The sequence below is a fragment of the Prolixibacter sp. NT017 genome, from assembly GCF_009617875.1.
In the GTDB taxonomy this organism is placed as follows: Bacteria; Bacteroidota; Bacteroidia; order Bacteroidales; family Prolixibacteraceae; genus Prolixibacter.
Genome location: NZ_BLAV01000001.1, coordinates 2164608 through 2179781, shown reverse-complemented (window position 1 = coordinate 2179781; position 15174 = coordinate 2164608). Strand labels below are relative to the sequence as shown.

Below are 15174 nucleotides of genomic sequence, written 5' to 3'. Positions count from 1 at the left end.
TGCGTATAAGTTTTCAAATCGCTATAATCATCTTAATTTTGATGGTAGCCGAACGAAATCTGAATCTATGGATACCCTTCTGATTACCGGAATCATTTTATTAAGTGGTTATGTTTTCGGTCAGGTGTTTCACCGGATTGGCCTGCCAAGGGTAACCGGCTATATTGTTGCCGGAATTGTATTGAATCCAAGAATATTTTTCATTGTACCTGATGTTTTCCCGCTGCATGTACGGCCGATAACCGATCTCTGTCTCGCTTTCATTACGATGGAAGTGGGAACCTCATTGACCATGCCCAAATTGCAACAATTGGGACGTTCGATTATTTCCATCGCTTTCGCCGAATCGATAATGGCTTTTTTGTTGGTTGGGACGGTGCTGTATCTTTTCCTCTATCTCACCGGTTTTGATATGGGTGCGGCGTATTTGTTGTCGTTTAGTGTGCTGGTTGCTTCACTGGCCGCCCCCACCGATCCTACCGCTACGTTGGCTGTAATGCATGAATACAAAGCCCGGGGAAAAGTGACTGATACCATCATGGGCGTTGCGGCATTGGATGATGCCATTTGTATCATCATCTATTCGGTAGCCATTAATATGACTTCTTCCATGCTGGGCGACACTTCGGCCAACTTAGGAACCGGGTTGCTGACATCGTTGAAAGAAATTATTTTCAGTGTAGGAGTGGGCGTTGTATTTGGTTGGATCTTCAATTTCCTGGCGTATAGACTAAAGATTGTCTCCGAAGGGGCCTACATTATTCTCATTATTGGTGGCCTGGCATTTTGTTTTGGAACTGCCCGTACGTTGGAAATCGACGGGTTGCTTTCGGCCATGGCATTGGGGCTGATGATTGCCAATTTCAATCCGCACCGGCATATTATCAAGAAAGTAATGCAACGATACACCGAAGAGCTCATCTTTCTTTTCTTTTTCACCGTTAGCGGAATGTATCTGGAGTTTTCCGTCGTATCCGGCGTTTTATCTCTTATTTTATTGTTTGTGGTCAGCCGGGGTGTTGGGAAATTTGCCGGCGTATACGTGGCATCACGCCTCACACACCGGTCGGCAAATGTGCGCCGTTTCACTATCGGAGGTCTGATCCCGCAAGGAGGGATTGTGATTGGATTGGCATTGGCCGTTCATGCCACACCCGAATTCGAACCTTTCGCGAAAGCACTGTTGGGGACGATTATGGGCGCAACCATTATTCACGAGATTGTTGGCCCGTTGCTTTCCCGCTTCTCGTTAAGAAAGGCAGGTGAAACCAGACCGGCCCAATAGGTATAAAGCGTTTTCTGACCGTTTGGTAATCGTTTGTATGTTGCGTAGCAAAAAGAGTGGAAAAAGAATATATAATGGGCTGGCAATTTGGCTGGAAGCATTCCGGATTGTAAACGCCGACCGGAAAAGGCGACTCCCTTTGGAAAAAAAACTTATTTTTGCCCCATAAATGAGATATTCCTATGGCCAACTTTACCAAAACAGAGTATTATCTTGAATCGTTGTGTTGCGGCACCCGGTTCAATGATGGTAACTGGGAATTGAGCTGTCCTGAGAACGAAACTCCATCCCTGATTAGGGCAATATATGCGCAAAAACAATTACGTGTACGTGAAGAACTTCCCGGCTTGTACAAATACGCCGACTGGTTACCCATTAACCGGGTACTGGATGGTTCCGGGGCACCTGTAACGTACAAAAGCGAAGGATTTGCACGTGAGCTCGGATTGGAGAACCTCTATATCACCTTCAACGGTTACTGGCCGGAGAAAGGTGCAGTGATGAATACCGGCAGTTTCAAAGAGTGTGAGGCATATTCGGTGTGCGCCCGGACCAATTACAACGAAGACAAGACCATGGTTGTGGCTTCCGCCGGAAATACAGCCCGTGCATTTGCCCGTGTTTGTTCGGAAAATAAAATCCCGTTGTTATTGTGTGTCCCTTCCGATAACATGAAGGCGCTTTGGTTCAACGAACCGATTGACCCGTGTGTGAAGCTGATTGCTACCGAATCGGGAGGCGATTATTTCGATGCGATTCATCTGTCGAACATTGCCTGCGAGATGGACATTTTCTTCCCGGAAGGAGGAGCGAAGAATGTCGCCCGTCGTGATGGAATGGGAACAACAGTTCTTTCAGCCGTTACCACTATCGGGCAAATACCGGATTACTATTTTCAGGCAGTGGGAAGCGGAACCGGAGCTATTGCAGCATGGGAAGCCAACCTGCGTTTCATCGAAGACGGACGTTTTGGTTCGAACAAGATGAAGCTGATGGTTTCGCAGAATGCACCGTTTACCCCGATAAAAGATGCGTGGGAAGCCGGTTCGCGGAAAATGCTGCCGATGGACGACGTTGTTGCCCGAAAACAGGTGGAAGAGATTGACGCGAAAGTGTTGTCGAACCGGAAACCTCCGTACGGAATTTCAGGTGGCTTGTATGACGCCATGAAAGACGCCGGAGGCGAGGTACTGGCTGTGACGAATGAAGAAGCTGATTTAGCCAGTACATTATTTGAACTGAATGAAGGTATCGATCTGGAACCGGCTGCAGCAGTAGCGGCAGCCTCACTCATTCAGGCCGTTGAGGCAGGGAAATTGGAGAAAGATGCGATCATTATGCTGAATATCACCGGTGGTGGTATTCAGAAATTCCAGAAGGAGAATAAAATTCAGTTTATGAAACCGGATTTGGTTTTCCCGGTTGACCCGGACCCAAGAATGGTGAAGGAACAACTTCAGGAACTGTTCTTGCAGGTTTGAAGAAAACATACTTAATATCGATATAAAGCCGTTGCCATCGCAGCGGCTTTTTTTATGGAAATTGAAACCTACCGATGTACGACCGGCAGCATCAAAGAGTTTTTCCGGCAACGCCGGATAGATATTCTTCACCCCCAATCAATTTTGGGGCGGGGAGCTCCACCCTTTCGAACAACCCCGAAGCGGGTTGAATTCATTACTGCTTAGAAATCACATTTTACGAATCGAAATCTTCCTGTTAGCCCCCTCCGAGTGTGTTATTCTCCTATATTCAACTCCTTTCAGAGTTGCTTTATTTTTTGGGCTTAAATCCTCCGGTTTCGCCGGAGGTGATGAATATTTATCCCTGACGGGAATTCCTTTGCAACACGGCCACAATATATCGTGGTCCTACCAGGCCAGGCACTAACGCAATATCGAAGCAAAACAACAGTAACGACAGAAACAACAGTAACTAGAGTAACCTCAAAACCGAATCAGCAACCACAAGTGTGGTGCTACGCATTCACTTCCTGTTGTGAGTTGTGGTGAATCAGGTTTTGGTACGGGTACGGAATTTCGATGCCCTCCTGGTCGAAACGCTCCTTGACTCTTTTCAGCATATCGCATTTCATCACAAAGGCTTTGCCGTTGTCTTCGGCCCACAAGTAAGCACGCAATCGTACGTACCAGTTTCCTAATTCAATGACACGGACACGCACCTCGGGTTCTCCATCCTCTTTCTCTTCGTCTGTCCGGTTGTCGAACAGATTGGGATGTTTCATCGCTTCGTCCTGAATCAATGCAATAGCATCATCAATATTCGAATGGTAAGCAATGTCAAATTCTACCTGCGAGCAGATTTTAGCATCGGCAATACTCGAGTTGAGGATGGTTTCCGAGCTAATCACGGAATTGGGAATAATGACGCGCCGGTTCTCCGGATTCCGGATAACGGTATGCCGCAACGTAATATCTTCGACGGTGCCATAGTGGGTATCGCTGAGTTTGATAAAATCGCCAACACCAAACGGTCTGAAAATAACAATGAAAATGCCACTCACGATATTGGAGAATGCCTGCTGCGATGCAAAACCCATGGCCGCCGCAAAAATACCGGCACCGGCCAGCATGGTACTTCCCAATGTGCGTAAACCGGGAATGATGAAGAAGATACCGATAACCGCCAGCAGAAAGATGAGGAAGCTAATTCCGTTCTTCAGGAAGTTATAGTTGGTCGGATCGAGTTGGATGCGTTTAGCAGCCCGCTTAAACGAACGGGTGATCAGCATCCGGACAATCTTCGAAAACAATACAGCCCCCACCAGGATGGCCGCAGAGATCAGGAAGTACTCAATGGGTTTCATATCATTCTTATAATGGTCGCTAAAAATCCGGAAAATATCCCGATTCTGCAATACGGCGACGATAATGAGAGAAAAAATAATTTGCTGTATGAAACTATCCCATCAGCGCAATCGGTAACCCTTAAGTCAATGAGTAATTAGAAATGAAAAATGAACAATTAAAGAACGAATGAACTACCCCGCTGCAAGCAGACGGGGTATCAGAAGAGAGCCAACTGCTGAGCTTTGTGCAATGCCTTGTACTCCTTTTCAACACCTTGTTCTCTGACATATTTCGAGATAATGTCTTCATTGCCATGTTTTCCTACTGTACTTACATAATAACCATCAGTCCAAAACTCCCCTCCCCATAATTGTTTCTTTACTTCAGGATGTTGTCGGAATATTTCTCTTGCTGTGATGCTTTTCAATATCTTGATTATCTGTGTTGGACTCTGAGTCGGAACTGATTGAACCAAAAAATGTACATGGTCATTGTCGGTTCCTATTTCCAAAAAGTATATTGAATAACGTTTTTCTATCTCCAAACAAATATTTTTCAGACTTTGATCAACCTCATCACTAAATACGACTCGTCGGTATTTTGCTGGGCATACAAAATGATACATCAAAACCGATACATTATGGGATTTGTGGATGTATGTACTTTCACGCATACACAAACTTACTAAATTTACGCTGCAAGCAGCGGGGAACTAACCCCTAAGAGATTAGACTGAACCTTAGGGTTCGACCTGAAGCCAATCTTCACACTTAAAACTCTCCTAACAACAGAAACTTTTTTAACAATTTAACCACAGTAACCGCGAAGCGCGACCTGAAACGTGTAATGTCTATCGTCTGCAATCTAATCTCTATTGTCTTGAGTCCGGTATATTTCTTGCTCAAAAACAGGGAAAAAAGCACGCTTTATTTCGTAAATTGAGTAGAGATTAAATTCAGACACAACAAACGCCAATAAAAAACGTCTCGTATGAAAAAAATGATGAAAGCGCTTTCGCTGATAATTTTTCTCTGTTTTCTGATTTCAGGTATGGGAGGAATGAATCAGGCGAAAGCCCAACAAAAGAACGACAGAAAGTCGTTAAAAGAGTCGACGCAGGCCGGACAGAAAGAGAACGCTTTGGAGGAGAAGTGGGAATTAACCGAAATGGATGGAGAAGCGGTTGATGAGATTTTCCCGCACAATCATCCGACCATCGAATTTAAAGTGAAGGAGAACCAGGTAGCCGGATTTGCCGGTTGTAACCAGTTTAAAGGGCAGCTGGTGCTTGATGAGTCATATATCAAGATCGTGGGAGTTGTTGCGACCAAAAAGGCCTGTCCGGCGTTGGATGAAGAGGAGGAATTCCTGGCTATTCTACAGGAAATCGAGCGGTATGAACTCTCCGGAAAGGAACTATCACTGTGGAGCAATGGCCAGCTATTGCTCAAATTCAGGAAAGCTGAGTGATTTTATGGCAGGATGAGCTGGACCCTTATTCATGTTTCTTGAAAAACGATAGTCGTCGGGAGAGGAGAGAAGCGGCGACTTGGCTTAGTACGTATGTGTTTGTAGTTAGTCAGACACTTTGGTCTATAATACCACTAACAACTTTTCCCTGAAGTTTAACTTTCTTTAATAGCTATTCAAATCAGTTAACAGAAAAAACGGACATCTTTGTAAACAGGAAAAGCAAGTTTTTTTCATAGGAATCTTTAAGTTAGGTTAGTTTGGTTTAGTTAGGTTAGGTTAGTTTATTAAAGTCGGGTTCCCAGCCCGACTTTTTTATGTTTTTGCGTTTCATCTCCGGTGCTAATTCGTGATAATCAAAATACTTTTACAGGAACCTGAATTCTCTGTGACCGTTCTTAGTCCAAAACAACAAATGGGAAATGAATAGGGATTTCCAACCGATATTTTTGTGCCAATAAACCGATTTCGGATAATTGCATTTGGATGGTGTTTGTAAAGACGCCCGATTCGGGCACAAGTGCCCAATTTGGGCGTCTCTACCGTCTATTTAATTATCTGTTGGAAACCGTTCGAATTTCTTAAACGTATGCAGCGATTCATCCCAATTCGCTTTCTTTGAAATGAAGATATGACCATCCGGTATTTTGTCCAGTTTAGTATCCAAACTTCCTGCAGGTACCACTAACAGCTTGCCTCCCATTTGTAAATTAGGAAGTGCCGAACCACAAGTTGTGCAAAATGCTTTTACATGGTCGGTGTCCGCTAGTTGAAAAGTCTTAACTTCGTCTTCACCTTTTATCCATTCAAGCTTTGCTGTTGTTGAAAACAGATTGGCTGCATGAGCGGAACCCGTATCTTTCCGGCAATATCCACAATGGCATAAATAAAAATCTTCGAAATCGCCTAGTACCCTAAATTGAACAGTCCGACATAAACATGAACCTAAATATTCCATCGGTTAATACCTCCTTTTTTTAATTTCCTAATCCAATAAAATGGTTCCCCACTGGTAACCTGACTAGTGGTAAAAATACAGTAACCATAAAAATCGTTAGCACAGCAAAAAATGATATCGTTTTGGTTATGGTGTTATTTCTTTAAATAGATTTTACTTTCAAAATTTTCAATAACCAATTTTGTTTTTGAAAGTTTGAGAATTTTATAATGCGCATCCTGTTGCCCGACATTTAGTGTTATCAGGTTTTCGTTTTCGTCAAAAGACCATGTTCCGCTTTGAACCAGGTCGCCTTTACCTGCCTCGAATACACCATCTTGCTTAAAAGACATTCTATCAATGGTATGGTCCTGTTTCCTGGTTTTCGTATTGATGATTTTTGAAATTTTCCAGCTTCCCAGTAATTCTGTTGGAGGTGTGGAAGACGTTAATGTGAAAAAGCTGATCAGGAGAAGTAAAAGTAATTTTTTCATAGAGATAGTTGATTACAGTTTTCGGTAACTAATATAGAAAATAAAGACAGAATAGAGAATCCGCCGTGGAGACGCCCCCGAACCGGGCGTCTCTAACAATTTGGGCGTTTCTACATCCAACCCGTCGCCCGCGTTTCATCATTCACCACATCCCCGAAATAACATTCCCGGTTTTCGTACAAATCGTCACGAAATACATGGCATTCGAACCATAATCCCAATGGGACAAACGTGTCGAGGGGATTCGGTATCTGTTCCGGAATTTTTCGGTCATGGCAGGTTGAAAAATGGGTTTCAATACACAGCATTGGCTGAATGTAACCTCTAATTTTCCTTCATAATTTTATTCAGCCGGGGTTGTATAATCCAGACACCAATTACCATGTAGAGCATCAAAATAAATTCAGTTAAGTAATCTGAAAACCTTTGTTCTCTTTGTTTTTCTTTTTCCTTTAATGATTTAGCCGAAATGATGCATATTTTGATGCCGGCGATCAGGCCGGGAATTGCGCTCAAAAAAAGAACCAATCCGTTTAGGGTTCTTGAAGATGAAGAACGGGTTAGCATCTCATGGTATTCGATTGCATATGGTACAGCTGAAATCAGGAAAATAACAGACCAGATATTTAGTTTTTTAACCGTTCCGGAATCATTTTCATTTAATACTTTTCCAATGGCGTAGAGCCAGCCGAATATAGGTCCGAAGTAAATGACAAAAGAGAGAATCCAGAAATCTGAATTCACGAAAAGCAATGCTTGAATTGAACCTAGAATCCAAATCAAAAAAATCTGCCAATGTTTAAGTTTCAAAAATAGTTTCATTCTTTGTTTTCTTGTGCGACGAATTTATAGAGAAGCAATATAGGAGATGACAAATATTCCAATCATTAAAAGTCCAAAGAATACATATCCTATAATTGTTCTGGTTTTGTTTTCGGGTAATTTCAATTCATATTTAATAGCAATCAGATTATACTCCCGGTCGGTTAGATTTCGTATTTCAGGTTTTTTCTTAAATCGTTTTTCAGATACCTGCATAAATCCGAATAGAAGAATTCCGGTCATTAGGAATCCGATTGCAAAGACATAAGGAAAAGCCAACCTGGTTTGCAAATAAACAGAAAGTGCTACTCCTCCAAAGAAGAGTGGCAGACCAATCCAATGTAACTTACTTTTAACTTTTGAGAATAACATCATTATCTCAACAACCGAATCATCGTCTTTTAGAATACGCTCAATTTCTGTTTTAAACCTGTCATCTCCGGTTTTAATCTTTTTGTCTGAAAAGAATGCAACTGATTCGTTGATTTCTTTTGGTGAAGTATATAAGTTGGTTAAGTCAATGCTTTCAGTTGTGCTTTGACATTTAACAACTAATTTGAAAGAGCTGCTTGAATTAAAATTGATTTCAACATCCCGAATGCTATCCCATTTGTAAACCTTTTGTTTCCGTTTGTCATGTATGCCAATCTCGTCGATGATTAATCGGGGCTTCCTGGCGATGACTCTTTTAACAACCAGGGAGAGTAGGAATAGAAGAACAGCGACCGGAATAAGCAACCATAACTTTGGCTCTTTTAATTGTGTGGAAACAACAATTGTCAAAACAACGATATACATTGTTTCTCGTTCTCGGGTAATTGACTCTTTTATTTCAAGTTTTTTCATAACCTGGTCGATATGCTTAATCGCTTTTCCATTTGGCGCCTGATGGTCACTTATATATGTTCAGGCAGCATCTATCCAGGGGCTCAAAATTGCAAAAGCGAAACAGATAATGCATCTCTGAATTAATACTACTCTCTTTTTTTAGATTCTTTTTCTATCCATAATACAAGTAATGTCAAGGCCAGGCAAATCAATGCCATTAGCGGGGCAGCATGTATTGCTTCACGCCATGTTAGCGGTTCAAAACTTCGCATTGAACCACGATAATTTGGGCCCCAGATTATCGACGAAAAGAAAAAGATGAAAAACAAAAAGAAAAAGTAAGCAATATTTTTGATTAACTCTCTGGAATTAGGCAACTTCATCATAACTTCAATTGGAATAACTAATGGTAATCATCGGGTTAAATATATTTCAACTGCTTCAAATGACTTTTTATTTTTTTTCTTGTCGAAGCTTTCAGTTATAAGAAAGTTTACTTTTTTACCTACTCGAATTAACTCTTTTCTCGCTTTTACAGAATTAAACCTAAAAAAGTATGAGTCCTTACCATTTTCTGCTTTGATGAAACCAGATTTGCCGTTTGGTAGAATTTTGTTTATAGTTCCTTTTAATTTCTCTTGGGTACCATAAATGATTTCGTTCCAAATTTTTTCAACTGAACGTTTTTGATTTCTTAAATCAATTGTTTCTTCCGTGTTTAATTTAAAGAATGAAGCAAGCTTTTGCTGTCCCGCATCAAGTCTTGAATCATTTGCTTGTTTTATTGCAATAACTAATTCTGCGTGAGATTTGGCGTGTTCAAGCTTATTTTGTTTATATAATATTCTTGTCAAATGAGTGTATAGATTGACTTTCATTAAATCATCGCCAAAATTCTTTGCTGCTTTAAGCGCAAAATCTAATGATTTTTCAAAATTTTCTTGCTCAAAATATATCTTGGATAATTCATATTCAATAAACCACTTTTCACCTTTGCCTTTATCCAACGATTTTAAAATCTCCTCCGCTTTTTCTGAATCGCCTAATTCAACATGACACAAGGCAATTCGTCTTTTAAACCAAATTGAATTATCGTAATGAAGCTGATTTATATTTTCAAGTGCATATTCAGCTTTCTCCATACATTCTGAATATTTCCCTTCATTAAATAGTAAAGTAATCATCAAGGAATAGTAGTTTTCGAAATCGGAAGCTAATTTTCTTTCTTTGCCTTTTAGGTCAATAACCTGTTCTCGTTGGGATAATTTCTCAGGATCTATCTTATCAATCCAATAGCGAATTTTTAATGTATTAAAGTTTGGTCTTTTATAATGCTTTAAAACCTTAAAAACACCTATTGTAAAAGGACATGGGATTGTGTTTTGTTCAGTAATATCCTGCTGACCATTTATTTCAAAAATTCGGTCTAATGCTCCTTCAATACTATCTATATCAGATGATTCAAAAGTGCGAATGTATTTGTCAAAATATGCCCATGTAAGATTATTTGCTAAATTTTCAAAATCATTGTATTCTGATATATGTTTCTCAGATATTTCAATTGACTTATCCAAATTACCAGTCTTTTTTAACGAATGCACATAGCCCCAGATATCCCATTTGTTCAACACAGTGTCAGGGTCATTATATGCCACGTCATAATGAGGAATAGCTTCCTCAAATTTCATTTGTTTTCTTAATTCATTCGCCTGCTGCAAGTGGTTTTCCATGCTTTTCAATAAACTGGTTAAAAATATCTTTTATTAAATCGTAGATTTCCGGATTATTACATTTTATGGGATAAACAGTTGTAATAAAGCCTTCCGAATTTAAAAATATATCAAAAATAAGAATTGCTTCTTCTTTTTTCAGAACAACTCTATCAGCATAATTTTGGGGCGTTACAGAAACAACAGATATACCTTTTTCTTTTAATGTATCGTCTAAAATATCAAAAAGTTCTTTTATTATAGAATCGCTAAATTCAGAAGTTCCAGAATTTGTTGCAATGATTTCACCGGATTTTAGATTGTTCAAAAAATCATCAATTTGAGTTCCAAATTCTTTGGGACTATATGTTGCAACATTGTGTTTTTTGAAGCGGTTTTGTTTGTCATACCAAATAATGACTTTTGCTTCCTCGCTGTTTTTCCCAGTAAGTTGATAATGTTCTGCGTAATTTTTATGGTCAACTTTTTTCACGGAAACATTTAAGGCATCAAGTTCAGAAGATAACCAACAATAAAAGTTAAATAGAAAATCTGAGACGGATTCAAAGGAAATAGGTTTATCACGTAATTCAATTGGTGTATCGTCTGTAAATGGGAAAAACTCTTTTTTATCGTCTGTCTTAACTACACTCGCATGATTATCCTTCCAAACCATTTTGATATAAGGCGTAATCTGTGGCGTATTCACTAGATATAATCGTTTCTTAGCACACCCAATTCCGGAATAAACCCACTTGAAATAACCTTTATTGTCGGTACCCCTATCATCGCCTTGATTCAGATTGAAAAAAATGTGATTCCATTTATACGATTGTGCCCTATGAACTGTAATTGCGTAACCATATCTTAAATTAACAGCGTTGACATATTTGTCGTGATAAACGATATCTCTGTGTATTTCAATTCGACGATTACGCCAGAAGTTATTTTCAACTTTTCGTAAGCTCTTTTTACTTGTTTCAAGTTTTGTTTTTACTTTTTCACCGCTGGCAAGTTGTTGTTGAAGTTTATCAATCTGGTGTTGTAAAGTTTTGTATTGTTCTGAGGCAATAAATTCCTGCCATTCTTTCGAGGTTATTTTTTCTTCCTTAATTTGAGAACTGACTTTTTTATTTATATAGGCTTGAATTGCAATGTATTCTTCTCGATTGATTTCATTGGCAGTGGAATTCCAGTAATTCTCAAATGACAGAACATTGACTTCAAGATTTCTTTCAACCAATTTCAATTTAAGCTCCCTGAAAAATAACTGAATTGTTTTTTTGCCTTTGAATGGTTGTGAAATATTTACTGTATCATTCGACACTGTTAAAACCTCTGCAAATTCACCCTTGAAAATTTTCTGTGGTACAGCAAATGGATTGTCTGGTGCAACGATTACATTGTTATTTATAATTACTATATCACCCTTTTCAAGTTCAGCATTTCTATTGAGAACTTTTGATCTAACCCAGTTATTCGATTCCAGAATATTTTCATTAGAAAAAGCCAAAATTTTTGTGTTATACAATTCTTCACTGAAATGTTTTCGCATTGCTTGAGCAAGATTACCATCAGATTTAGCGACTTTAACAACATCTGAATCGACTAGGTTAAGTTGATTGTATTGGTCTTTTATTATTTGATTTCGAACACTAAAAGCTTGTTTAAGAATATTTGTATTTGTGGGTGGGTATGGTTGTATTTCAATTTCTCTGCAATTTAAAGAATATTCACTTTGCAAGTAGGAAGCACAAAGTGCTGATTCTTCATAACTGCCAATCCCTAAACGATATTTATCACCGATGAATAAAATTTTTCGATTTGTCTTCTCTGTGTTAACATAGGTAAGTAAGTCTGCAAGTAATTGTCCTGTTCCAAATTGAATTGTAGGGCTTATAAAACTTGCATCGGAGATATGATGTGCTTCATCGATGATGTATAGAAAATTCTCCGAATCGTTATTCTCCCTTATATTAAAAACTAATTTGGTGTCAACTAATTCAGGTTCTTCCTCACTCGAATTTTCTTCTAAATCGTCTTCGTCTTCGTTTTCAATTGGAACTTCGATTTGTTCAGAAAATTTGAATATATGACTGTAAAGACTCCCTACGGATTCAATCTGCTTGCGTACATTACGTGCTATACGATTATTCGGAGCTAGTACCTGCCAGCCATTTACCGTGTCTTTGGGAATGTTTTTTATCAGATGATTAATTAAAAATGTTTTTCCACATGAATATGAACCAGAAAGGACTAATGCGTTTTCTTCTTTGTTATTTAAGAAATTTTGAATTTCAGCGAATATTCTTGACTGCTCATCAGTTAAATGATATTGCTGTTCCCTAGACTGTTCTTCAGATTCATCTGATATCGAAGTTGCCTCTTCTGGATTCCATAAGGTTGTACTAAATAAGTGCGCTAAACGCTCTAAATCACCATCGCTTAAATTTATTCTTGTTGTGGTAATGTCTTCAAGTGCAGATGTAATAGAATTTTTGTCTTTAATAAAAAACCAATTTCGTTCTAGTTCTGGAATATCACCTCTCAACTGAACTGGGTTTATGAAACAGACAATACAATCAATAAATTTTGTGTGAAATTTTGAAGCCGTTGAAAGGAATTTAGATTTATGATAATTCAGGTAATCACCAAGCTTTAGTTTATGATTTTTAAGTTGCACATAGGGATTAACTTGATTACCACCTTTAACAACGATATTTCCCCTTTTCCAACTCTCAATCTCAAAATTATTTGATGCTGGTAACTTTATTTCACCCTCGAAGTTTTTAAAATCGATAATATTAAATGAACTCCCCGTAAGAAACAAAGCATCGGGAGCAACCCTGTTGCCATCTTCATCAAGTATTACAGGATTTCCTATTAAAACAGCATGTTCTTTTCGGTTATTATAAAGCTTTGTTAATTCAAGTGCCAATTGCCTGAAAAAAATATTTTCATGAACGTGTTCAAATTTATTTCTATAGATTTTAATGGGCATATCTTTTTTTCTAAATTACACAATATCAATTAGAATGGTTAATGTGCGTTGGCTTTCCTTATTTGTTTTTTGTTTTAGTAGCAAATTGTCAGTCGTTTTTCTGTCTTTTATTTGGCGGTAACTAGTATTTATCAATATTGTTGTTATATATCCATGCCGGGAGGTATTGTGTACATTATTACGTTGAATCTTCGAAGGCTCAACTACAGAACTCTTTATCTTTTTCATTTGATGCTTTGACGCATGGGTGTAAGTTTCTGCTGTCTTACTCGATTTGAGTTTCATATGGTCTGGTCTGTTTTCATTTTGTTGGTTATTAAGGCACTTCAAGTTATTATTTTTTTTGAAAAAACTTATTGTTCACCAAATAAAACCTGCATATAATATCATACCAAAAGCCCCGCACTCCGCGGGGCTTCTCGGTAGCTTAATTTTTGGTGAGAGCAATGGTAAGGTCGGTGGTTTCGCCGGAGTTCACTACAATGTCGAGCAGTTTCTCGGTGTAACCGTACTTACCGGCTTTCACCTGGTACATGCCGGGCTGCAGCTGGCGAAGTCCGTTCACCACATAGCGAACACTCCCCACCAGATAGCGGAGGCTGCCCACCACTTAGCGGACGGTCCCCACCAGTTAGCGGAGTCTGCCCACCGCTCAGCGGATAGTCAGCACCAGTCAGCGAAGTCCGCCCACCACATAGCGAGCACTCCCCACCAGTCAGCGAAGTCCGCCCACAGCCGTTTTTATTCAACGGTGTCAGGGCTGAAAATAATGATGTCCCGGTTTGTTTTGAATGGTTTGCGGAGGCATCGAAAAATCATGCGCACGAAATAAAAAATGATGCCTATGAAATTTGAACAGGGTAGAATCCTAACTATCCCTGCATTATAGTTGGCCTTCGTGTTTGAACTTGGTTCCCGGTCTGGTAGGGCCACGATATATCGTGGCCGTGCGGTATCTTGGTTTCAGGTTGGGGGGTGTGGTTAGGAGAGATTCTGCTGTCAGTAGTTTAAATTGAATTTAACGTAACGATTCCTTAGATTCGTTAAGGCATTTTGACCGATGCGAGATTACATTACTGTGATGAACCTGGCTAATGACCGACAAAAATGATAAAGGAGTTTTTTCGTTACCTAAAACATCCTTCGTATATCAGGAAAGAGCCTGTTGATGGATTGTACTTTTTCCTGCTGATTTTCTTGTATTTTCTACTTGTCATTCCGGCAGCTATTCCTGCGCATATCTGTGTGCAGTTGGAGGGCTTAAGCAGGTCGGAATTCGACGATCCTTTCTGGCAGCTGTTTATCACGGTCGTATTCCTGGCGCCGCTTTTCGAAGAAACCCTTTTTCGGATGTTGCTGCGTCCGCTGAAACAAAACCTTTGGGTTTTTTCCATTATCATCATCGGGCTTTCTGTTTTGCGCTTGATCAAGGGCGACATGATTCTGGGGATCATCTTTGCCGTTTTGGGAGTCGGTGTCATTCCTTTCTTCTCATCGCCGGTTTACCGGAAGAAGCTGCAGCGCTTTATCGTTCGTTATTTTCCCTGGTTCTTCTATGCGAGTGTGATGGCATTCGGATTTATCCATGTCACGAACTTTCATCCCCTGAGTCTGGAAGTGCTGTTGCTGGCACCGTTTCTTACGCTACCGCAGCTCATCATGGGAACCTTGTTGGGGTTTGTCCGGATGAAATACGGCATCATCTATTCTATGCTGTTTCACTCCACCATCAATCTGATTGGGTTTATGCTTTCCGGTGCGCATTTGTAGCTTCGCGGTTACTCTTGTTACTATCGTTTCTATTGTTAGAGAGTTACA

The 15174-nt window shown here is 39.6% G+C and carries 13 protein-coding genes; 4 read left to right on the top strand and 9 right to left on the bottom strand.

What is annotated here, in order from left to right; translation table 11 throughout:
* Positions 1–67: 67 nt before the first annotated feature.
* On the top strand, positions 68–1285 hold the full coding sequence (locus GJU87_RS09105) for a cation:proton antiporter (RefSeq protein WP_153639234.1): 1218 nt from the start codon (positions 68–70) through the stop codon (positions 1283–1285).
* A gap of 182 nt (positions 1286–1467) precedes the next feature.
* Entirely contained in the window at positions 1468–2766 is a 1299-nt protein-coding gene (locus GJU87_RS09100; RefSeq protein WP_153639233.1) for a cysteate synthase, read from the top strand.
* Positions 2767–3263: 497 nt separating this feature from the next.
* On the opposite strand, the gene GJU87_RS09095 is transcribed toward GJU87_RS09100, so the two are convergent.
* Together GJU87_RS09095 and tnpA are read right to left on the bottom strand one after the other, a co-directional pair.
* Complete coding sequence (locus tag GJU87_RS09095) at positions 3264–4112, bottom strand: mechanosensitive ion channel family protein (protein ID WP_153639232.1); 849 nt, start codon at positions 4110–4112, stop codon at positions 3264–3266.
* Positions 4113–4312: 200 nt separating this feature from the next.
* On the bottom strand, positions 4313–4768 hold the full coding sequence (gene tnpA / locus GJU87_RS09090; protein WP_153639231.1) for an IS200/IS605 family transposase: 456 nt from the start codon (positions 4766–4768) through the stop codon (positions 4313–4315).
* 317 nt (positions 4769–5085) lie between these two features.
* Here tnpA and GJU87_RS09085 point away from each other — a divergent pair, with 317 nt between their 5' ends.
* On the top strand, positions 5086–5565 hold the full coding sequence (locus tag GJU87_RS09085; protein ID WP_153639230.1) for an META domain-containing protein: 480 nt from the start codon (positions 5086–5088) through the stop codon (positions 5563–5565).
* Positions 5566–6115: 550 nt separating this feature from the next.
* Here GJU87_RS09085 and GJU87_RS09080 read toward each other — a convergent pair.
* The 7 genes from GJU87_RS09080 to GJU87_RS09050 form a co-directional block, all read right to left on the bottom strand.
* The gene (locus tag GJU87_RS09080) at positions 6116–6523 is read right to left on the bottom strand and encodes a GFA family protein (RefSeq protein ID WP_153639229.1); all 408 of its coding nucleotides are present in this window, start codon (positions 6521–6523) and stop codon (positions 6116–6118) included.
* A gap of 134 nt (positions 6524–6657) precedes the next feature.
* Positions 6658–6996 (bottom strand): lipocalin family protein, encoded by a 339-nt coding sequence (locus GJU87_RS09075; protein WP_153639228.1) that lies wholly within the window; start codon positions 6994–6996, stop codon positions 6658–6660.
* A 324-nt stretch (positions 6997–7320) separates the two neighbouring features.
* A complete protein-coding gene (locus tag GJU87_RS09070) occupies positions 7321–7818 on the bottom strand; it encodes a hypothetical protein (protein WP_153639227.1) in 498 nt (165 codons plus the stop codon).
* A gap of 24 nt (positions 7819–7842) precedes the next feature.
* Entirely contained in the window at positions 7843–8664 is an 822-nt protein-coding gene (locus GJU87_RS09065; RefSeq protein WP_153639226.1) for a hypothetical protein, read from the bottom strand.
* A 395-nt stretch (positions 8665–9059) separates the two neighbouring features.
* Positions 9060–10376, bottom strand: a complete 1317-nt coding sequence (locus GJU87_RS09060; protein ID WP_153639225.1) for a lipopolysaccharide assembly protein LapB — start codon at positions 10374–10376, stop codon at positions 9060–9062.
* Entirely contained in the window at positions 10348–13356 is a 3009-nt protein-coding gene (locus GJU87_RS09055) for a DEAD/DEAH box helicase family protein (protein WP_153639224.1), read from the bottom strand. The genes GJU87_RS09060 and GJU87_RS09055 overlap by 29 nt, the downstream gene beginning before the upstream one ends.
* Before the next feature lie 427 nt (positions 13357–13783).
* On the bottom strand, positions 13784–13966 hold the full coding sequence (locus GJU87_RS09050; protein ID WP_153639223.1) for a hypothetical protein: 183 nt from the start codon (positions 13964–13966) through the stop codon (positions 13784–13786).
* Positions 13967–14463: 497 nt separating this feature from the next.
* Between GJU87_RS09050 and GJU87_RS09045 the strand changes: the two genes are divergently transcribed.
* On the top strand, positions 14464–15126 hold the full coding sequence (locus GJU87_RS09045; protein WP_153639222.1) for a type II CAAX prenyl endopeptidase Rce1 family protein: 663 nt from the start codon (positions 14464–14466) through the stop codon (positions 15124–15126).
* The last annotated feature ends 48 nt before the right edge of the window (positions 15127–15174 follow it).

Bases quoted from the DNA above. Each gene is read 5' to 3' on its own strand.
- GJU87_RS09105 (WP_153639234.1), top strand. From the start codon at position 68: ATGGATACCCTTCTGATTACCGGAATCATTTTATTAAGTGGTTATGTT.
- GJU87_RS09100 (WP_153639233.1), top strand. From the start codon at position 1,468: ATGGCCAACTTTACCAAAACAGAGTATTATCTTGAATCGTTGTGTTGC.
- GJU87_RS09075 (WP_153639228.1), bottom strand. From the start codon at position 6,996: ATGAAAAAATTACTTTTACTTCTCCTGATCAGCTTTTTCACATTAACG.
- GJU87_RS09095 (WP_153639232.1), bottom strand. From the start codon at position 4,112: ATGAAACCCATTGAGTACTTCCTGATCTCTGCGGCCATCCTGGTGGGG.
- tnpA (WP_153639231.1), bottom strand. From the start codon at position 4,768: ATGCGTGAAAGTACATACATCCACAAATCCCATAATGTATCGGTTTTG.
- GJU87_RS09065 (WP_153639226.1), bottom strand. From the start codon at position 8,664: ATGAAAAAACTTGAAATAAAAGAGTCAATTACCCGAGAACGAGAAACA.
- GJU87_RS09085 (WP_153639230.1), top strand. From the start codon at position 5,086: ATGAAAAAAATGATGAAAGCGCTTTCGCTGATAATTTTTCTCTGTTTT.
- GJU87_RS09055 (WP_153639224.1), bottom strand. From the start codon at position 13,356: ATGCCCATTAAAATCTATAGAAATAAATTTGAACACGTTCATGAAAAT.
- GJU87_RS09080 (WP_153639229.1), bottom strand. From the start codon at position 6,523: ATGGAATATTTAGGTTCATGTTTATGTCGGACTGTTCAATTTAGGGTA.
- GJU87_RS09060 (WP_153639225.1), bottom strand. From the start codon at position 10,376: ATGGAAAACCACTTGCAGCAGGCGAATGAATTAAGAAAACAAATGAAA.
- GJU87_RS09045 (WP_153639222.1), top strand. From the start codon at position 14,464: ATGATAAAGGAGTTTTTTCGTTACCTAAAACATCCTTCGTATATCAGG.
- GJU87_RS09070 (WP_153639227.1), bottom strand. From the start codon at position 7,818: ATGAAACTATTTTTGAAACTTAAACATTGGCAGATTTTTTTGATTTGG.